The sequence below is a fragment of the Renibacterium salmoninarum ATCC 33209 genome, from assembly GCF_000018885.1.
Lineage (GTDB): Bacteria > Actinomycetota > Actinomycetes > Actinomycetales > Micrococcaceae > Renibacterium > Renibacterium salmoninarum.
In genome coordinates this window covers 2,347,771-2,367,595 of the sequence record NC_010168.1, presented here as the reverse complement: position 1 = coordinate 2,367,595, position 19,825 = coordinate 2,347,771, and the positions used below count along the sequence as shown (strand labels likewise).

Annotated in this window: 13 protein-coding genes and 6 pseudogenes; 11 read left to right on the top strand and 8 right to left on the bottom strand. The window is 57.2% G+C overall.

Going from position 1 to position 19,825, the window contains the following annotated elements:
• Positions 1–84: 84 nt before the first annotated feature.
• Complete coding sequence (locus RSAL33209_RS11680; RefSeq protein WP_012246019.1) at positions 85–1,422, bottom strand: isochorismate synthase; 1,338 nt, start codon at positions 1,420–1,422, stop codon at positions 85–87.
• Positions 1,423–1,453: 31 nt separating this feature from the next.
• Here RSAL33209_RS11680 and RSAL33209_RS11675 point away from each other — a divergent pair, with 31 nt between their 5' ends.
• The 4 genes and pseudogenes from RSAL33209_RS11675 to RSAL33209_RS11660 all read left to right on the top strand — a co-directional run bounded on the left by RSAL33209_RS11675 (position 1,454) and on the right by RSAL33209_RS11660 (position 5,587).
• Positions 1,454–2,167 carry a demethylmenaquinone methyltransferase gene (locus RSAL33209_RS11675; protein ID WP_012246018.1) on the top strand — a complete coding sequence of 238 codons (714 nt, stop codon included), beginning with the start codon at positions 1,454–1,456 and terminating at the stop codon, positions 2,165–2,167.
• Positions 2,164–3,461 (top strand): annotated as a pseudogene (locus RSAL33209_RS11670) (geranylgeranyl reductase family protein). The gene RSAL33209_RS11675 and the pseudogene RSAL33209_RS11670 overlap by 4 nt, the downstream one beginning before the upstream one ends.
• Positions 3,462–3,541: 80 nt before the next feature.
• Positions 3,542–4,585: a polyprenyl synthetase family protein gene (locus tag RSAL33209_RS11665; protein WP_049759097.1), complete on the top strand. Its 1,044-nt coding sequence runs from the start codon at positions 3,542–3,544 to the stop codon at positions 4,583–4,585.
• A 165-nt stretch (positions 4,586–4,750) separates the two neighbouring features.
• Positions 4,751–5,587, top strand: coding sequence for an endonuclease domain-containing protein (locus RSAL33209_RS11660; RefSeq protein WP_012246014.1), 837 nt, complete (start codon positions 4,751–4,753; stop codon positions 5,585–5,587).
• 180 nt (positions 5,588–5,767) lie between these two features.
• Here the strand turns inward: RSAL33209_RS11660 and RSAL33209_RS11655 are convergent, their stop codons facing one another.
• Positions 5,768–6,178 carry a hypothetical protein gene (locus RSAL33209_RS11655; RefSeq protein WP_012246012.1) on the bottom strand — a complete coding sequence of 137 codons (411 nt, stop codon included), beginning with the start codon at positions 6,176–6,178 and terminating at the stop codon, positions 5,768–5,770.
• Positions 6,175–6,801 carry a trimeric intracellular cation channel family protein gene (locus RSAL33209_RS11650; protein ID WP_012246011.1) on the bottom strand — a complete coding sequence of 209 codons (627 nt, stop codon included), beginning with the start codon at positions 6,799–6,801 and terminating at the stop codon, positions 6,175–6,177. Before RSAL33209_RS11650 ends, RSAL33209_RS11655 begins: the two co-directional genes overlap by 4 nt.
• 23 nt (positions 6,802–6,824) lie before the next feature.
• On the opposite strand from RSAL33209_RS11650, the gene RSAL33209_RS11645 reads away from it, so the two are divergent.
• Complete coding sequence (locus tag RSAL33209_RS11645) at positions 6,825–7,508, top strand: sirohydrochlorin chelatase (protein ID WP_012246010.1); 684 nt, start codon at positions 6,825–6,827, stop codon at positions 7,506–7,508.
• A 6-nt stretch (positions 7,509–7,514) separates the two neighbouring features.
• Here the strand turns inward: RSAL33209_RS11645 and RSAL33209_RS11640 are convergent, their stop codons facing one another.
• On the bottom strand, positions 7,515–8,210 hold the full coding sequence (locus tag RSAL33209_RS11640; protein WP_012246009.1) for a LysR family transcriptional regulator substrate-binding protein: 696 nt from the start codon (positions 8,208–8,210) through the stop codon (positions 7,515–7,517).
• 1 nt (position 8,211) lies between these two features.
• Positions 8,212–8,448 carry a LysR family transcriptional regulator gene (locus tag RSAL33209_RS19735; protein ID WP_012246008.1) on the bottom strand — a complete coding sequence of 79 codons (237 nt, stop codon included), beginning with the start codon at positions 8,446–8,448 and terminating at the stop codon, positions 8,212–8,214.
• 76 nt (positions 8,449–8,524) lie between these two features.
• Here RSAL33209_RS19735 and RSAL33209_RS11635 point away from each other — a divergent pair.
• Positions 8,525–10,271 (top strand): annotated as a pseudogene (locus tag RSAL33209_RS11635) (FAD-binding protein).
• A 60-nt stretch (positions 10,272–10,331) separates the two neighbouring features.
• Here the strand turns inward: RSAL33209_RS11635 and RSAL33209_RS11630 are convergent.
• Positions 10,332–12,461 (bottom strand): CocE/NonD family hydrolase, encoded by a 2,130-nt coding sequence (locus tag RSAL33209_RS11630; RefSeq protein WP_012246005.1) that lies wholly within the window; start codon positions 12,459–12,461, stop codon positions 10,332–10,334.
• Between the two features lie 62 nt (positions 12,462–12,523).
• Between RSAL33209_RS11630 and RSAL33209_RS11620 the strand changes: the two are divergent.
• Positions 12,524–13,789, top strand: a pseudogene (locus tag RSAL33209_RS11620) (IS3 family transposase).
• Positions 13,790–13,816: 27 nt separating this feature from the next.
• Here RSAL33209_RS11620 and RSAL33209_RS11615 read toward each other — a convergent pair.
• On the bottom strand, positions 13,817–14,182 hold the full coding sequence (locus tag RSAL33209_RS11615; RefSeq protein ID WP_012246004.1) for a hypothetical protein: 366 nt from the start codon (positions 14,180–14,182) through the stop codon (positions 13,817–13,819).
• Between the two features lie 271 nt (positions 14,183–14,453).
• Here RSAL33209_RS11615 and RSAL33209_RS11610 point away from each other — a divergent pair, with 271 nt between their 5' ends.
• From RSAL33209_RS11610 to RSAL33209_RS11595, 4 genes and pseudogenes are all read left to right on the top strand, one after another.
• Complete coding sequence (locus tag RSAL33209_RS11610) at positions 14,454–16,178, top strand: nitrite/sulfite reductase (RefSeq protein WP_012246003.1); 1,725 nt, start codon at positions 14,454–14,456, stop codon at positions 16,176–16,178.
• Positions 16,142–16,892, top strand: a pseudogene (locus RSAL33209_RS11605) (phosphoadenylyl-sulfate reductase). Before RSAL33209_RS11610 ends, RSAL33209_RS11605 begins: the two are co-directional and overlap by 37 nt.
• Positions 16,893–16,956: 64 nt before the next feature.
• Positions 16,957–17,877, top strand: a pseudogene (gene cysD / locus RSAL33209_RS11600) (sulfate adenylyltransferase subunit CysD); the annotation flags it as partial.
• Positions 17,877–19,236: pseudogene (locus RSAL33209_RS11595) on the top strand (sulfate adenylyltransferase subunit 1). The pseudogenes cysD and RSAL33209_RS11595, both read left to right, overlap by 1 nt.
• A gap of 198 nt (positions 19,237–19,434) precedes the next feature.
• Here RSAL33209_RS11595 and RSAL33209_RS11590 read toward each other — a convergent pair.
• Positions 19,435–19,731: a hypothetical protein gene (locus RSAL33209_RS11590; protein WP_041684744.1), complete on the bottom strand. Its 297-nt coding sequence runs from the start codon at positions 19,729–19,731 to the stop codon at positions 19,435–19,437.
• Between the last annotated feature and the right edge of the window lie 94 nt (positions 19,732–19,825).

Here is a 19,825-nt window from a genome sequence, read left to right as displayed (position 1 = left end):
CCGTCACATTTCTTGCAGGCCAAAACTATACCTTAGTAATGCACATCAAATTTTGTAAACAGTTGTTGACCTTGAGGAAACAAATTACTTTTGGGCACCAAGTGCCTGCAGCATTGGGCGGAACTTCGCCCAGTTCTCAGCCAACTCAGCCTCTGGGTCCGAAGCCTCGACGATGCCACAGCCAGCATAAAGCCGGGCTTCATATTCGTTTTCAAGCACGGCCCCCCGCAGCCCGATGCCCCATTCACCGTTTCCAGCCGCATCCAGCCAGCCGACTGGCCCGGCGTACGGCCCACGATCAAAGTTCTCTAGCTCTCGAATGAGTGCGCCGGCCTCAAGCCGCGGTGTTCCGCACACTGCCGCTGTTGGATGTAGTGCTTCAACCAAGGCCAAAGAACTTGGCAGGTGATGGTTGCTAGCGGCTAGCTCCGCGCTGACATCAGAAGCTAGGTGCCAAACATTCGGTAACTCTAAAATAAAGGGTTCAGCAGGGAAGTGAAGGTCGATGGAAAACGGGGCTAATTGGCCGATTAGCGATTTAATCGCGATCTCATGTTCTTGCCGCTGCTTGGCCGATTCCATCAGCATTTCTTGTGCGTAGCTGCTGGAATTGGGCGCTCCCGCGCGATCGACTGTGCCGGCAAGTACCCTGGCACGAGCCACACCAGCCTCGACCTTAATGAGCATCTCTGGTGTGGCACCAATAAAGTTCCCCACCTCATACGTCCAGCATTCTCGATACTGGTTCATTAGCTGGCTTAGTACTGTTGGTCGGTCAATCGGACGTGAGCCACGGACCACGATGTCTCGGGCAAGGACGACCTTTTCCAAGGAACGTTCCTTGATTGCCCGAATTCCTTCCGCGACTACTTCAGTCCATTCCGGTTCACTCAGCGCGCCTGTGGCAATTTCAAAGCTGCCTCCGGGCGCTTCGCTAGGGGTGATTGACTCCCGCCAGCGCGCTAACTCTTCATGCGCCATCTGCTCGGTTACTTCAGCCTGAGTGCTATTGATTGTTAGCCAGGCCACGCCGTCGCGTAGGCCAACGACTAGTCGAGGCAGCCGCAAGGTCGAATCTTGTTTGGAAAGCTTGGAAAAGGTGAAACTGCCAAAAGCTGCCGGTCCGCTACCAGCAATTCCCACTGGATTTTCAATCTCGGCGTTGCCGGTTAATTCCGCCCACCAGGTTTTGGCTTCATCAAATCGGTTGTGCCCGCGGACAGTGAATTCTGCCACGGTACCGATGCCCACCAGGCCTTCATCCCTCCGGACCCAACACAACGAATCCTGCGTCAAGAGGCCCGCGAGAAGTCCGCTTGGCGGATTAGAGGAGGAAACATCCGCCAACGGGACGGTCAGACTGCGCAGCACGAATCCAAGCGTACCCGCCCGGCAGGACTGCTGTTGATTGGCTTTGTTCACTTCATCCTCCAGGGTTTGAGAGAATAGGACGATGAGCCGTGCATCTTTGGATAAGCGCCCGGACGAAGTCGCCGCAATGTTCGACGACGTCGCACCGAAATATGACGTGACGAATGACGTTTTGTCGATGGGGCAGACTCGGCGTTGGCGCCGTCTTGTTGTTGATGCCGTTGGTGCTGTTCCTGGCCAGCGGGTCTTAGACGTGGCCGCCGGCACGGGTACTTCAAGTGAGCCTTATGCCGACGCCGGTCTTGACGTCGTTGCGCTCGACTTCTCGCTCGGAATGCTCAAAGTGGGCAAACGACGTCGACCAGATATTGATTTCATTGCCGGCGACGCAACAGCACTGCCGTTTGCCGACAACTCCTTTGACGCGGTGACAATCTCGTTCGGATTGCGCAACGTCAACGAGCCAAAAAAGGCGCTCGCCGAAATGCTGCGAGTGACAAAGCCCGGCGGCAAGCTAGTGGTTGCCGAGTTCTCGCACCCAACATTTGGCCCCTTCCGAACGGTGTACACCGAATATCTGATGCGGGCGCTGCCTGCGATTGCGAACCGTTCCTCATCGAATCCATCGGCCTACGTGTATTTGGCCGAGTCGATCAGGGCTTGGCCGGATCAAGACAACCTGGCGCAATGGATAGCTGACGTCGGTTGGTCTGATGTGAGCTACCGGAATCTTAACGGCGGGCTGGTCGCACTGCATCGGGCATTCAAAGAAGGCAAGCTCGAAGCCAAGCCATGAAAGTTCTGATTGTCGGGGCTGGTCCGGCAGGCTCAACGGCCGCCCACTATCTGGCCGCCTACTATCTGGCCGCCTCAGGCGTGGACGTCACGGTGCTAGAAAAAACTCATTTTCCGCGGGAAAAAGTCTGCGGTGATGGGCTGACGCCGCGAGCGGTACGGGAGATTCAGCTCCTTGGCCTACCGCATTCCGCTGAACAATGGCGGCGGACTCGTGGCCTTCGACTTATTGCTGGTGGCCGACGCGTCGAAGTGCCGTGGCCCGAGCTCACTGACTTTCCGAATTATGGTTTGATCCGCACTCGGCTGGGGTTCGATGAAGAACTTGCCGCTCATGCCCGATCAGCAGGAGCGCAAATCCTGGAAGGGCATTCAGTGCTCTCCGCAATCAGTTCCGACGACGGTCGAGTCACTGGTGCGCGGGCTGCGCTGCTCGATGCGAATGGCCGAAAGACCGGAGAACAGCAAGACTTCATGGCCGACGTCGTGCTCGCGGCGGACGGTAACTCAACCCGCACGGCTTTGTCTTTGGGGCTGGCAAAACGGGACGACCGACCGCTTGGTGTTGCAGTGCGTACCTATATTCAGCTCGCCGCGACATGAGGAGGACTGGATGGAAGGTTGGCTGGAACTAGACGGTCCGAAAGGCCCGTTGCCGGGTTACGGATGGATCTTTGGCGTAGGGGATGGCACGTGCAATGTTGGCTTAGGCATTTTGAACTCCTCACGTGAGTTTGGTCATCTTGATTACCGCCAAGTCTTGCGCGAATGGACCGAGTCGATGCCGCCGGAGTGGGGATTTTCTGTTGACAACCAGGTGGGCGAGATCCGCGGCGCCGCATTACCGATGGGCTTCAACCGAACTCCGCATTACAGCCCGGGGATGTTGTTGCTGGGCGATGCGGGCGGCATGGTAAGCCCCTTTAATGGTGCAAGGAATCTCCTATGCGATGGAATCAGGACGTTTCGCTGCGGAGATGCTGCAACGGGCTTCGTTGACCGATTCTAGGCTTGCTTTAGATGCCAGCATGGCTGGATACGCTGACCAGATTCGCCAAAAATGGGGAAAGCATTTCACGCTAGGGCGAGGCTTTGCCGGGCTTATTGGCAGGCCCGCTGTGATGAAGTTTGCTTTGCGTACTGGAATGCCTGTTCCGCTGATAATGCGCTTTGTGGTCCGGCTGATGGCCAACCTCACCGACCGTGTTGATCAGGACGCTATGGACCGCACTGCGCACTTGTTGGAGCGGTTGGTTCCGGCAACCAGCAATGGCCGGGTTAGGGTTAACTCGTGAGCGAGACTGCAAGCACCGGCACCCCAAGCAACTCCGGCAATTCCACCTGGACCCATGCAGGCCATGGCCTGCCCGATTCCATGGAGATTGATCCGCCGACGAGCGCCATTGCCATGGGCATTAAGCTGCCTGCCGCCTTCGCAGAAATTGCGGATGATCCCGAGCTGGGTCCGGCAATTTACAACAACTTAGCCAAGGTAGAAAAGCAGTTGCGCGAGGCAATCGCGAACTCTGATCCTTTGGCAGATGCGACGTCGCGGCACCTCATCGAAGCCGGTGGCAAACGGATCCGACCGCTGCTGGTGCTACTTGCTGCTCACTTGGGTGATTCCAGCCGCCCCGAAGTCATCCGGGCCGCCGTCGTTGTTGAACTGACTCATTTGGCCACTTTGTATCACGATGACGTGATGGATTCGGCGCCATTCCGCAGAGGTGCGCCCACCGCTCATGAAGTTTGGGGCAACTCGGTTGCGATTCTCACCGGTGATCTGATTTTCGCCCGGGCATCGATTCTGGTTTCTGAGTTGGGCCCACGAGCGCTAGGCATCCAGGCTCGGACCTTTGAACGGCTCTGCCTGGGTCAGCTACATGAAACTGTGGGTCCACGCCCCGACGAGGATCCGGTGGACCACTATATTTCCGTGGTCTCAGACAAAACGGGTTCGCTAGTTTCCGCCTCTGGGCAGCTTGGCGCAATCTTTGCCGAGGTGCCGGAGCCGATTCAAGACGTCTTAGTGGAATACGGCGAGAAGGTTGGCGTCGCTTTCCAACTGGCTGACGACGTTATTGATGTCACCGGGCTCAAGCAGGTCTCTGGCAAAGCACCGGGAACCGATCTGCGTGAACGCGTGCCAACGCTGCCCGTGCTGCTATTGCGTAAGGCAGCTAGCACCGATCCCTCTGCTGCAGCGGTTTTGGAATTAGTTGACGGCGATTTGAGCTCTGATGAGGCTTTGGCTGCCGCGGTAACTGCGCTCAGAGAGCATCCTGTCACCGAAGAGTCTTGGGTGGTGGCGCGCAGGTGGGCGGATGAGGCTGTTGCTGCGCTTGCTCCGCTTCCGGAGGGCGTGGTGAAGTCTGCTTTGGCCAACTTTGCTTTAGCCGTGGTGAACCGCGAAGTCTAGCTGCGGCACCGTTCACCACTTTATGGAAGTGGTTTGCCTGGAATTCAAGGGCTAAGACCAAGGTTCAACCAGAAAGTGGTGAACTGTGTTTCGAGCTCTGGCGAGGTTATCCACATTCTGGCGCAAGGCCTATCCGCGAAATGGAAAGCCTCGTCAGATTGAACTATGACGATGGTTCCATTTCTTGCTCGAAGAGGCGGCGTAGCCCGGTATCAGGCTTTGCGGGCGGCGGGGTTTAATCGAGCTGAGATTGAGCAATCGGTTCGTTGCGGCCTAGTTCTACGTACAGCGGTTGGAATTTACCAATTGCCGGCGGCCGATGCATCAGTAGCTTTGGCATCGCTTCATGCGGGTCGATTGACCTGCGTCTCTGCCGCCGCGTATTACAACTTGTGGCAACTGACCGAACACAGCAAAGTTCATTTGCAAGTCAAATCTGGAGTGCCACGAGAAGGTGTAGTCGCTCACCGGACAACTCGGATTCCAACTCAAGCCTTGATGCCCTTGGCTTCATTGGCTGACGTTCTTTTAGACGCTTTACGGTGCTTACCCGAAGCTGAGTCGTTGGTAATGGTGCAGTCTGCGGTAGGGCGCGGTGACATCGACCGCGAGTTTCTCCGGGTAAATCTGCCGGGCAGGCGTAACGCCAAGGCCAGAGGAGTGCTTGATTTGGCCGGAGGCCGTGCTGATTCAGTTCTCGAGGTATTGACCAGAGCCAGTTTTATCAGAGCGGGCATCCGTTTTGAGCAGCACGTACTGCTTCCCGGCGTCGGCGAGGTGGATTTCCTGCTGGAGGGATTCCTCATTATTGAACTCGACGGTGCTACGCATTTTGCGGCGCAGCAGATCAAGAAAGACCGCCGCCGGGATAATGCCTCGGCCATGGGAGGGTACTTGGTCTTGCGCTACTATTACGACGACGTCGTGCACAACCCTGGAAAAATGCTGGCTCAAATCACCAAGTTGCTGACAATGGGGCGCCAACTATGGCAACAGGCTTGACCAGTTTTAGCTCTAACATTGAAGGAGCTGCTCTGATGCTTGGCATTGGACGGCTGAAAACTGGTCAATCCTGTTTAGCTAGTGGAGTATTCGACGGCGATCTCAAGCACCTAGGTGATTGACCGTGTGGCTTAGCGGAAACCGAATAGCGGCTATGCCAGCAATGAAGACCGAGCCGACTCAGTCGTCTTCGTCGCTAAAGACCCATTCGAAGTAGTCGAAGACAAACTCGCTAAAGGTTCCTTCTTCGCAGACCCAGTTACCTTTAGCATTGCTGCGTCGCCAAATCAGCGGGTCTGGAACGTCGAGCTGATCGGCCCGAAAGCCCCAAGTGTAGAGTTCCTCTTCGTCTTCTAGGAACAGCAAATAGCCGTCTTCGAACTCCAACTCATCGGGGTCCCAAAAGAAGTGGTGTGCTTCCATAAACTCGCTATTGCCCAACGCTAAGTAGAACTCGCGCAGCACAACGGGGATCTGGACGTCGAGATCGGCGGCCAGATCGGCCTCGGTCAGGCCGTCCTCTTCCTGCCATGGCTCGCCTATTAGGTTGGGAATGACATCTCGGAACTTCTGCAGGAACATTTCGCTCACTTGTCCAGTCTAGTGGAGCGCCAGGCCGCTAACGGCGCATGCCAACGAAAATGCCAGGCGACAAGGCGGAAGACAAAGACGACGACGGCGATTGCCACCCCGGTGCCCAGGTTCAGCAAGCCATTGAGCCAGCAGAGAGTTGTCAATGCTGCACAAAGGAAAGCTGGAATTGCATAAATATCGTGCGGGCTAAACAGCCTAGGCACTTCGTTGGCGACGACGTCGCGGAGCAAGCCACCACCGACCGCGCTGGTCACGCCCAGTAACGCCGAGGCAACTGGATTGAGCCCGGCCTCGAGGGCCTTTGTGCTGCCAGTGATGCAGAACAGCGCTAATCCGGCAGCATCGAAGACAGTGAGTAGCCGGCCAATTTTTTCTGCCGAAGAGTAGAGGAAGTAAACAAGGAGCGCCGCCAGTACCGGCGGGATGAGGTACACGGGATTAGTAAAAGCGACCGGGCTTTGGCCCAAGATCAAGTCACGGGCGACGCCGCCACCCAGGCCGACGAGCGAACCGAGCAGCAGCGAACCAATGAGGTCAAAGCCTTTTCTGCCAGCCAGTAGTGAACCGGAGACGGCAAAGAAAAAGACGCCTAATAAGTCCGGAAGAATTTCGATGCTCACCGGAGCAGATTACACTTCCTTGCATGACTCAGCCGATCCTCGTTGCGTGCTCGCACGGCACAGACAATCTTGACGGCCAGGCGGAGATTACTTTATTGCGCTCGCAAATTGCGGCATTACGGCCTGGTTTAGGGGTGCGCGAGGCGTACGTCGACGTGCAGCAACCAGCTTTGCCTGATGTTGTGGCCGGGTTGCCCGCCGGGTCATCTGCCGTCATTGTTCCGCTTTTGCTCTCCGTGGGGTATCACGTGCAGGTAGATATTGCCAAGGCGGTGGCTGCTCGTGAGTTAACGGTGGCAGCGGCGCCGTTGGGCCCCGATCCACGTCTGGCCCAGCTGCTGAAAGATCGTCTGGGGGAGTTGGGTCCCGACTGGGGTGTGGTGCTGGCAGCGGCAGGATCGTCCCGGGCCGAGGCTGCGGCCGCCGTCGAAGTGATGGTGGCGCAACTTGCGCAGCTGGTACCAAATTCCGTTTTGGCTGGATATGGTGCGGGAGCCGAGCCTCTGGTACCGGCCGCCGTCGACATTATGCGGCGGAAGAAAGCTAACGTGACGATCTCCTCGTATCTGTTGGCGCCAGGATTTTTTCATGACCGGCTGGCGCAGGCTGGCGCTGACACGGTTACACCTGCCCTTCTGCCAAGTCGGGTGATCGCGCAGATCGCTTTGGATCGCTATGACGCTGCGTTGCGCAGCTTGGCACCGTAATCCTCGTTAGGCCCTGGTCACCAGGCGCGCAAGCGGGGTTTCGCCGGTGCTCAGCGCATCGGCGACGGCGGTGATCATGTTTTGCATCGCTTGTGCCGCCGGTGTTGGGTTTACATCAACTCGATGCGCCAAGCTGATGGTGCGAGTCAATTGAGGTTTGTGTAGGCGGACTGACCTCAATGTTGGCCGGTCCAGCAGCACCATAGCCGGAACGACGGCGACGCCGATGCCGCGCTCGACGAACCTGAGTACCGCGTCCATCTCCGCACCTTCAACGGCACTGTTCGGTTCAACTCCGGCGACCCGGAAGGCGGCGTCGGTGGTGATGCGCAGATCGTAGCTTTCGTGAAAGGTGACCAGCGGCATTTTCGCCACTTCTGTCAACGAGATTTCCTGTTGAGCTGAGACGGGTGGATTCGCCGCCGAAGAGACCAGCACGAGTTCTTCAGCCAGCAGTGGGGTGCGAGCCAAACTTGTGCCAGCTTCCCGCAGCCCGTCCGTGGCGGTAATGATAGCCAGGTCTAAGGCGCCGTCGCTCAATTCTTGGATCAAACTTCGCGATCCTCGCTCCATAATGTGTAGCTCAATCCCCGGATGCGCGTTGCGGAAAGCGCTGAGCACCTCGGCGACCAAGCTAATGCACAGTGTAGGAGTGGCACCGAGCCGCACACGACCCCGTTGTAAGCCAGAAAGCTCGGCCATTTCACGTCGGCCAGCATTCGGCCAGCATTCGGCGGGCCAACGGTAACAATTTCTCGCCGGCGTCAGTGAGCCGAATGTGGCCGCGGGCGCGGTGGAACAGTTCCGCGCCAAGATCATGTTCGAGCGTGGCGATTTGTCTGCTCAATGAAGGTTGGGCGAGATGCAACTGCTCTGCGGCACGGGTGAAAGGCCCGATTTGCGAGACTGCGACGAAACTTTGGAGCTGTTCCAGATTCACATCAATAGCATAAACGCATCGTCAAGAGTCAAATAATTCATTGGAGTAATCAAGCAACGCTTTCTAGCATGGAAATATGAATACGCAGAGTGTCACTGAACGTCAGCTAGCCACCAATGTTCTTGTCATCGGTACCGGCGGTGCCGGTCTTCGAGCTTCGATCGAATTGGCTGAGCGAGGTGTGCAAGTGCTCGCCGTCGGCAACCGCCGGAAACATGATGCGCACACCTCACTGGCGGCGGGCGGAATCAACGCAGCTTTGGGCACGATGGACCCGGAAGACAGCTGGCAACAACACGCTGCAGATACGTTGCGCGAATCCTATTTCTTGGCGGATCCGGAAATTATTGAAATTGTGGCACGCAATGCTGCTCGCGGTATCGAAGAACTGGAACGGTGGGGGATGCCATTTGCTCGCGAAGATTATGGCAGGTTGAGCCAGCGATTCTTTGGCGCGCACACCTACCGCCGTACCTGTTTTACGGGCGACTACACCGGACTGGAAATGCAGCGAACCCTGGTCAGCCACGCAGTAGCCGCTGGTGTTGAGATTGTGGATACCATCTACATCACGCGCATCCTGGCAAGCGATGGCGTGGTTTTCGGTGCGTACGGCTTTGACGTTGTGGATGGTACGCCCGTGGTGATCCACGCCGATGCGGTGATCTTGGCTGTCGGTGGACACACTCGGATCTGGCGCTACACCTCTTCGCGCCGTGACGAAAACACGGGTGATTCTTTCCGGCTTGCCGCGCTCGCGGGGGGAAAGATTCGCGACGCCGAGCTGGTGCAATTCCATCCCTCGGGTTTGATCGAGCCTGAGGACGCCGCTGGCACGCTGGTTTCGGAGGCCGCGCGCGGTGAGGGCGGCATCCTGCGCAATGCCCTAAGGGGAGCGATTAATGGATCGCTACGATCCAGAGCGGATGGAGCTGTCCACCCGTGACCGGGTTGCGCTGGCCAACTACACCGAGATTGCCGAGGGCCGAGGTTCGGAGAATGGCGGCGTCTTAGATGTATCGCATCTACCTAAAGAGCAGATTCGTTCTAAGCTGCCACGGCTTTACCGAGATTTGATTGATCTACAGATGCTGGACATCACTGAGACGCCCATTGAAGTGGCCCCGACCGCGCACTACTCAATGGGTGGAGTCTGGGTGCGACCGGAAGATCACGGGACCGGCGTCGAAGGTCTTTATGCGATTGGCGAGGCGTCCAGAGGCCTGCACGGGGCTAACCGGCTCGGTGGGAACTCGCTGATTGAACTGATGGTTTACGGCCGGATTGTTGGTGAAGAGGTGGCTGAGTACTCGCGCGCTCGCGGCACGGTGGCTCGCAGCGCCGACGCCGTCGCTGTGGCGCGAGCGGAAATGCAAGGTCTGCTGGCTGGCGAGGGTAAGGAGACGCCGCGCAGGATGCAGCGGGCGATTCGAGACTTGATGACTGAGCACGCTGGCGTGGTGCGCAGCGAAGTTGGTTTGCGTGCCGGGCTGGCGAAACTGGCGGAGCTGGAAGCTCGGCTGCCCAAGGTGACCGCGTACCCGGATATCGCTGGTTTCGATGATCTAGCGCATGCCTTCGATTTGCTTGGTTCAATCCTGGCCGCGCGCGCGACGCTGGAATGCGCATTGGAACGCCGCGAAACGCGGAGTTGCCACAACCGCGAGGACTTCCCAGCGCAGGATGACGCTCTGAGGGGGAACATGGTCTGGAGCCTGGGTGGCGGCGTGAGTTTTGAAGCAGCGAAGGAAGCCCCTGAGTCGTTCTGGGACTTGGCTTATGCCGCAGCTGATGATTCGGTGGATGGAAAGTTGGTGGAATAACGCTTAGGCGTTAATCAGTAGTGGCCCGGTTCCTAAGTTTAGGAACCGGGCCAATACTAGTCAGAGGTGCTTGCGAATTAGTGCTGACGTCTCCGCTGCAGCCCGAAGAACAGGAATGAGGATGCCTACCGCCAAGGCCGCTCCGCCAGCCAACAGGATGTTCGGAGCGCCATCGACGCCGGTGTTGGCCAGGACCTGACCAGTATCCGTGCCGATGGTCAGGGTGGTAGAACCAAATAGCATCCCGTCCTGCAGATAAACACCGATGGTGTGCTGGCCAACAGGAACCTCAGCCGGGATTGTTACCTGGTAACTTCCGTCCGCAGCCGGCGTATTGCTGCCTAAGAAGTACGGATCGCTAAACAACCAGGTGTCGAGCTTTTGGCCAATCCCTGCAGCAGACACCGTGACATTAATAGTCTGTCCGGGGCGTGCAGTCGCGGGTGCGCTGACGGTATTGCCAGTTTGGCCTGCGACCGGCACAGTTGCCGGGGCGGTCGGCGTCGTCGGCTTGTCTACCGGCGGCACCACGACCGGCGGCACCACGACCGGCGGCACCACGACCGGCGGGGTGACGACCGGGAGCGGCGGTACCTCGGAGCCAAAGGCCTTGAATGCTTGAACTTTACCGCCAACAAATGGCACCGAAATGCTGCTCTTGCTGAGGTCGATCGAGATCTTCGTCCCAGCCTTCCCACACAAGGTGGCGCAATTCTTGCCATCAACATCGGTTGAGTAGACCATCAGCTCCAGTTTGTGATCCTTCGCAAGCACATACTGAGTTGAGATGAACGGCAGCTCCATGGCGTAGAAGGTCCCCGGTGTAACGGCCGTGGAACTGGTCAACGATTCCCGATTCTGCGGATCCTGCCACGCCCTCGTCACTACCTTCGCTTTGCCGTCCGTGCCACGATCAATTAATTGCAGCGACAAATTCGGTGCCAGCGTACTGAAACTCAGATTGAGTTTGGCTGAGGCGAAGCCGCTGAGTGTGATGTCTTCTTTGGCGGGGTTCGAGCTATAAAGCAAACGTCCATCTGACTGATTAGCGGATAGATCTTGATGTGAGGTCTTGCCGTCGTCAGTGAGGGTCTGAATCGGATCTGAACCTGCGACCGGGGCGCCAGGCAGCGCTGCGGGGTTGAAGGCTACCAAACCAGGTTTATCCGCGGTACCCGGACGAAGGTTCAAATCGGTAACGCTGCTTCCTGGGAGTGGCCAGGATGACACATACTTCCAGGTGTCTTTGTTCTGATCCTGGATGCTTACCTCTGAGTTTTTCTCAACCCCATTATCGACGCCGAAAAGATAATGTGAGAACCACTTGTTGATCAATGATCGCCAGTTGAAATCTCCCGAGCTCGGCGGAGTTTGGTGCGCATACTGATGGAGCACCAGTTTCACCGGTACGTTGCGTTCTTTCAGGGCTTGATACCACTCGGTGGATTGATCCAAGCGCACATTCCAGTCAGCCAAACCAGCTGCCAATAGGGTAGGCGTTTTGACCTTGTCAACGTTTTTGAAGAAGTCGCGCTCCGCCCAGAAATCGCTGTATTGTGCGGTGGCTCGGTCTTCTTTTTTCGCGAAGTCGTCAGCCAGGTAATGACAGGAGCCTTGTAGCTTCTTGGTGCTCAACAGCGCGGAAACGTAGTTGTCTAGATCCTCGCCCGGATACCCCTCAGGCTCAACGACGGTGCCACCTACACGGTAGTAGTCGTAGAAATTGGTGAGTGCGGAGACTGGTACCACCGCTTCCAAACCGGGTACACCGGTGGTGGAGGCCAGAATCGGCAGCGTGCCGTCATAAGAAACGCCGGTCATGCCAACTTTCCCGCTTGACCAGGCGTTGCTGCGGGATTCATTGCCGGTGGTATCACGGCCCACGGTGCGGCCGGCGAGCCAATCAACTACAGCCTTAGTGGAGGCCGCTTCATTGCCATCAAGCATCGTCGGGCAGCCCGTGGATTCATTGGTGCCCAAAGCGTCGACCGAGATGTAAGCAAAGCCTCGGTCGGTATAGAAGGCGCTGTTCGATCTATTATTTGACGGGCTGCCGGTGTCTTTTACCGTGCCGATCGTGCCTACAGGTACGGGTTGACTGGGGTCCCAGGCCTTTTGCTTCATGTCATGCAAAAAATATTCTGTGTTAAATCCGCCGTTGTAGGGGCTCATATGCACCACAGAAGGCACCTTGATGCTCGCTGAATCGCCCCGGTGTGTCCGGAGACTTTCTTGTTTGAGAGGATCAGGACATGGCAGGGAAAACTACGACACGGTATCCGCAGGAGTTGAAGGATCGTACGGTGCGCATGGTGGCGGAGATGGAGGGTGCATCTTCGGAGTGGGCGGCGATGCAAAAAGTTGCCCAGCTTTTGGGTGTGGGTGTGCCGGAAACGGTGCGTAAATGGGTCCGGCAAGCCGAGATCGATGTTGGTACTAGAACTGGAACAACGAGCACGGAATCGGCCGAGCTGAAACGGTTACGGCGTGAGAACGCTGAGCTGAAACGGGCGAACGCGATCCTTCGGAGTGCTTCAGCTTTTTTCGCGGTCGAACTCGACCGCCACAACACTGATCGTGAAATACATCAAGGACCATGCCGGTCACCGCGAGAATAATGGATTGCGGTGGGGTGTCGAGTCGATCTGCCAGGTGCTTACTGGGACGGGGTGAAGACCACCCCGTCCACGTACTACGAATGGGTGGATAAAACACGATCTCACCGAGAACAACGTGATGAGGTGCTCAAGCCCGTGATCCAGAAGGTGTATGCCGCTAATTACGGGGTTTACGGCACCAGGAAAGTCTGGTTGGCGATGAACCGTGAAGGTGTGCCGGTGGCCAGGTGCACGGTAGAACGGCTCATGGGGTTACTTGGCATACAGGGTGCGGTCCGTGGCAAGGTCAAACGCACCACGATCAAAGACTCGAAGGCGGCCCGAGCGAAGGACTTGGTCCGCCGTGATTTCACACCAACGGCACCGGATCGGCTATGGGTAGATGATTTCACCTATGTTTCGACCTGGTCCGGGTGGGTCTATGTTGCCTTCGTGATCGATGCTTACTCTCGGAGGATCCTGGGCTGGTCAGCGAGTGCTTCTATGAACACCGTGCTAGTGCTCAACGCAGTTAATCAGGCAATCTGGAGTCGTGAACGGGCCGGGGCTGAGATTTCCGGGGTGATTCATCATCACGATGCCGGGGCTCAATACGCCTCCTTGGCCTTCACCGAACGCCTGGCCCAGGCCGGTATCCGCCCCTCGATCGGTTCTGTGGGTGATAGTTACGACAACGTCTTGGCGGAAACCATCAACGGGCTTTATAAGACCGAGCTGATCAAACCCGGCAAGCCCTGGCGGACTCTAGAAGAAGTCGAAATCGGCACTGCTGAATGGGCCGATTGGTACAACCACCGAAGGCTCTACCAGTACTGCGGAGACATCCCACCAGTAGAGCTAGAAAACCACTACTACAATCACTACCAGAGCACGGCAGCCGCCGACAGGCTCATCGTCTGAGAAACCCTCAGGACACACCGGAGCGATTCACGCTGCACCAAGGTCAGTATCTTTCGGGCGATAAACGGTCGCGCGGATCTGATCGTCTTTACCGTCACGATCGGTATCCACGCCAGGGACTGGAATCCATACTTCGTCTTTCACCAAGGGATGCCCGTTATAGACCGGCTGCGCCTCACCGTTAGTGAAAACCGGTTGCTGCGGCGTGACGCCATCCCATGCGGCAGCGCTAGGCGCCTGATCGGTGCTCGATTGCTCAGCGTCCGCGCTCGGCATGGGTTTCCCGAGCAGGCCGACGTCGGCCATTGCGGAAGTCGATCCCGCGGCTAACAGCAGCGAGAGGGCAGTGGCTAAGGACAACGTGGCGCGGGCTGTGGACTTTCTGAATTTCATGCGGCTCCTTCGAAGGCAACTTAGACGGTTTTGATCGTGCTGTTCACTGGTGGGTTCGGTCTGGCGGAGGGTTATCCAATGACGCCGGCATGCGTCAGCTGTGAATCTGCTCTGATTAGCTGGAAACGTTACCAGCCTGAATAGTTGCTGTACAGAGCCTGAAGAATGATTTCGTTTTTGCTGACGATGTGTATGACGAAGTATTGCTGCGCGTGACTTAGCATGTCGTTTTCGTTCGGGGGCGGTCCCGGTGCAAGCCTAATCTCGATATATGACTCAGACCGCTGCTGACCCTTCGGCCAGGACATCGAGGCCAGCGCGCCCTGCTGCGAAGCCGCACGGGCAGTGGAAAGTTGACGGCACCGAGCCGCTGAATGCGAATGAAACCTGGAAACAGGAAGACGGTGGACTCAACGTCCGCGAGCGAATTGAGCAGGTCTATTCGAAGAAAGGTTTTGACTCGATCGATGGCACCGATCTACACGGCAGATTCCGTTGGTACGGCCTGTACACGCAGCGCAAACCAGGGATCGACGGCGGCAAGACCGCAACCCTTGAACCGTACGAGCTTGAAGATAAGTACTTCATGCTTCGAGTTCGGATTGATGGCGGCGCGCTTACTACCAAGCAGTTGCGCGTTATTGCGCAGATTTCGGTAGATTTCGCCCGTGGTTCGGCAGACCTGACTGACCGACAGAACATTCAATTGCATTGGATCCGGGTTGAAGACATCCCGGAAATCTGGCGGCGTTTAGAAGCTAACGGGCTATCTACCACCGAAGCGTGTGGCGATGTGCCGCGCGTCATTCTTGGCTCGCCGGTTGCTGGTATTGCCAAAGATGAGATTATCGATCCCACTCCGTTGATCAACGAGCTAGCCGAGCGGTTCATTGGCGATCCGGAGCTGGCGAACTTGCCGCGGAAGTTCAAAACCGCAATTACGGGGCACCCTTCGCAGGACGTGGTGCACGAGATCAATGACTTCGCTCTAGTCGGCGTCGTGCACCCTACCCTGGGCATCGGGTACGACCTTTGGGTCGGTGGTGGCTTGTCTACCAGCGCGCGGCTGGCTGAGCGGCTTGGTGTTTTTGTCTCGCCTGAAGCAGCTGCCGAAGTGTGGCTTGGTGTGACCAGTATTTTCCGTGACTATGGTTACCGGCGGATGCGGACGAAGGCGCGCTTGAAGTTCCTCATGAACGATTGGGGCCCGGAGAAGTTTCGGTCCGTTTTGGAAACTGAGTACCTCGGTTATGCCTTGCCTGATGGCCCGACGTCGCCCAAACCGACGTCGCCCGGTGACCATGTGGGTGTGCACGAACAAAAGGACGGCCGCTTCTACATTGGCGTAGCCCCCACCGTCGGTCGGGTATCTGGCGATAAATTACTGGCGTTGGCTGCCCTTATCGAGGAGCACGGCTCCGCGCGGCTGCGGACCACTCCGCACCAGAAACTAGTGATTTTGGACGTTCCCGGTGACCGCGTTGATTCGCTGGTTACCGGTTTAGAGCCGCTCGGGCTGACCGCCAAGCCGTCGATTTTCCGTCGCAGCACCATCGCCTGCACCGGAATTGAGTACTGCAAATTGGCGATTGTGGAGACCAAAGTGACCGCCGCGGCGGCGATTGCCGAGTTGGAAAAGCGATTGTCCGATCTGGTTGATGCTGGCGATTTGGTTGATCCCATCGCGCTGCACATCAACGGTTGCCCGAATTCCTGTGCCCGGATTCAGACCGCAGATATTGGCTTGAAGGGCATGATGTTGCCGACGCCCGGTGGCGATCCGACTCCCGGATTCCAGGTGCATCTTGGCGGCGGATTGGCGTCGTCGAACCGAGAAGAAGCCGGTTTGGGCCGGACGATTCGGGGCCTAAAAGTCACCGTTGAGGATCTACCTGACTATGTGGAACGCGTGGTGCGGACTTTTGTTGCCTCGCGTGCTGAGAACGAAACGTTTGCCGAATGGGCACATCGATCGGACGAAGAGGTGTTGAAGTGACTACCGCACTGAGATCTCAAGAAGACCTGAAGGCTCTGGCTCTAGCCGGTGCTGAGCAGCTTGGCTGGGATGCGCCGACGTCGGACGTGATTGCCTGGGTAGCTGAGAGCTGAGAACTTTGCGCTGCCCTCGGTTGCCGTCGCCTGTTCCATGGCCGACGCCGTGCTGCCGGCCTTGGTTGCGGACCAGCTGCCCGACGTCGACGTGCTGTTTCTGGAAACCGGTTATCACTTCCCAGAAACCCATGACACTCGACGCGAGGTCGCGGAAAATCTGCGCGTCAACATTGTCGATGTGCTACCCGAACAGACCATCGCTCAGCAAGAAGTAGCGCGAGGTAAGGATCTATTTGCGCGTAATCCTGCGCAATACTGCCAACTGCGCAAAATGGATCCGCTGAAAAAGGCGTTGTCTGGCTACGAAGTATGGTTTACCGGTGTTCGCCGAGATGAAGCTCCAACTCGTACCAACACGCCTTTGGTGACCTGGGACGAGGCGCATGGTTTGGTGAAAGTGAATCCGATGGCGGCCTGGAGCTTGGACGCCTTGGTTTCCTACACCGAAGAGCACATCATTCCGGTCAATCCGCTGATGTCGCGCGGATTCCTTTCGATTGGCTGTGTGCCGTGCACCCGACCAGTCGCCGTCGGTGAGGATCCGCGGGCTGGTCATTGGGCCGGGTTCGACAAAACAGAATGCGGGATCCACATATGAGCACTGAAACTAGCGTCGCCGTGAGCGTCGGCCAGGGGGCGCGTGCCCGCTTCGCGATGCCCGCCCGCCACGCGCCCCCATGGCCGACGCCTCACGGCTGTCGAGCTTGGATGTGCTCGAATCTGAATCCATTCACATATTGCGTGAAGTCGTTGCGGAGTTTGAACGGCCGGCGATGTTGTTTTCCGGTGGCAAAGACTCCGTGGTGATGCTGCATTTGGCCACGAAGGCGTTCTGGCCAGGCCGAGTGCCGTTTCCGGTGTTGCACGTTGATACCGGGCACAACTTTCCGGAAGTTCTGGATTTCCGCGATCGCACGGTTGAGCGGTTAGGGCTGCGATTGGTTGTCGGCAGTGTGCAGGAATACATCGATCGCGGTGAGTTGGCCGAGCGGGCCGATGGAACGCGAAATCCATTGCAGACCGCGCCATTGCTTGGCTCGATTGCTGCGGAGAAGTTCGACGCTGTATTTGGCGGCGGGCGACGTGACGAAGACAAAGCCCGGGCCAAGGAACGGATTTTGTCGCTGCGCGATGATTTTGGTCAGTGGGATCCGCGCAATCAGCGCCCTGAACTGTGGAATTTGTACAACGGCAGGCATACCGTGGGGCAGCACGTGCGAGCTTTCCCGATTTCCAACTGGACTGAGCTGGACATTTGGCGGTACATCGAGCGGGAGAACATCGAGTTACCGTCGATTTACTATGCGCACGAGCGGGATGTATTTGACCGCGATGGCATGTGGATGGCGGTCGGGCCGTATTCCGAGCCGCGTGGTTCCGGGACTGTAGTTGCCAAAACTGTGCGGTACCGGACGGTGGGTTACATGTCCTGCACTGGGTCGGTTGTGTCTTCAGCTGCTTCGGTAGCGGATGTTGTGGTTGAAGTTGCCGCCTCGACGCTGACTGAGCGCGGTGCAACGCGTGCCGATGACCGGATTTCTGAAGCGGCAATGGAAGACCGCAAAAAGGACGGGTATTTCTGATGGGTGTTGGTTCTACGCTGACTGGGACATTGTTCCGCGTTGCCACGGCTGGCTCGGTGGATGATGGCAAGTCGACTTTGGTGGGTCGGTTGCTGCACGATTCGAAGGCGATCCTCGCGGATACCTTGGACGCGGTGGCGCGGACCTCGGCGGAACGCGGCTTTGGCGGGGCTTCTGGTGGAATCGATTTGGCCTTGTTGACAGATGGCTTGCGGGCCGAACGTGAGCAAGGCATCACGATTGATGTGGCGTACCGGTATTTTGCCACGGACCAGCGCTCGTTTATTCTGGCGGATTGCCCCGGGCACGCTCAGTACACCAAGAACACGGTGACGGGCGCGTCCACTGCGGATGCCGTCGTTCGTCGTGCTGATTGATGCGCGCAAGGGTGTGCTGGAGCAGACCCGGCTGCATTTGTCCGTGCTGCATTTGCTGCGCGTTTCGCATGTGATTGTTGCCGTGAACAAGATCGACCTGGTTGATTTTTCCGAGGCCGTGTTCGCCTCGATTGCGGACGATGTTGCTGCAGTGGCTGGGTCGATTGGGCTGGCTGCGCCGTTGGTGATCCCGGTGTCTGCTTTAGAGGGTGACAACGTGGTGACGGTGTCAGAGAAGACACCGTGGTATTCGGGTGCTTCGTTGTTAGAAGTGTTGGAATCGTTGCCTTCGACCGATGATTTGGAGTCGTTATCTGAGACAGCTGAACCGTTCCGCTTTCCGGTGCAATTGGTTTTGCGGCCGCAGGGTGGCTTGGCATCTGGGCTGGCTGCTGAAGAGTTTCGGGATTATCGCGGCTATGCAGGTCAGGTTGCTTCAGGTTCGGTTGCAGTTGGCGATTTGGTCAAGTTGTTGCCTACTGGCCGTTCGACGACGGTGGTGGGAATTGATGGGCCAGGCGGCGCTTTTCTTGATTCCGCGACGGCCCCGCAATCGGTGGTGCTGCGATTGGCAGATGAGTTGGACGTGGCGCGCGGAGAATTGATTGCCGCTGCGGGGACTGTGCGCGAGCCGTCGCAGGATCTTTATTCTTCATTGAGCTGGTTGTCACCAAAGCCGTTGCGGGAAGGTTCTAAGGTTTTAGTGAAACACAGGACTCGGACCGTTCAGGCGCTGGTGCGGGCAATTAGCGGCAAGCTGGATTTGGATACTTTTGTTTTAGAGTCGGCATCTTCGTTGGAACTCAACGATATTGGCGCGGTTCGGCTGCGGTTGGCCTCGGCGTTGCCACTGGAGCCGTATGCGTTGCATCGTCGTACGGGGGCATTCTTGGTGATCGATCCGGTAGACGGAAACACTTTGGCCGCTGGGATGGTCGGCGAACATCCGGGGGATTCCGAGGACGAGCGGTACGTGATTTAAAGGCGACGGGAACCAGCGTAGGGGTTTACGTCCTGGCGCTTTGGAATCGCAAATGTGTTGGAGTTCGTCAATCCAGAATCCGAGCCGTTCGCGACGTTTCACTCTTTGTTGTCCCAGTAGGACACTGGTCACCCACAAACCTAAAAGTGGAAACGTGACTAAGAAACCAGATTCGAAGGACCCAGAGACTAAGTCTTTTTAATCGGAAGCGGGAAGATCAGCCTTATGATATGCGGCATTTAGCAAGGTCAAACTGATGCCAAATACAGTAAGCATGGATAAATCAGAGGCGACAAGGAACTGTGCAGAATTTGCGAACCAACCGTGATTGAGCGCCTCTGATTTTCTCTTCATTTTTGACAACACCTGACGTCGTTGGTTCTTGTCGAACCTTTCATACTTCGCAAGGTCTTCTGGATCTGGAAGCCTCAAGAGGGCAGCCGTATCGAAATTTTTCGGATCGTTGGGTTTGATTGTATTGGGTCTGGTTCTCATAGTGAATATCTACCGTTGAGCAGCGACGGTTAGGAACAGGGCAGGCTGTACAGAAGTTTGTCGCGATGCTTGGTCCTCAGGAAGATCAAGCATC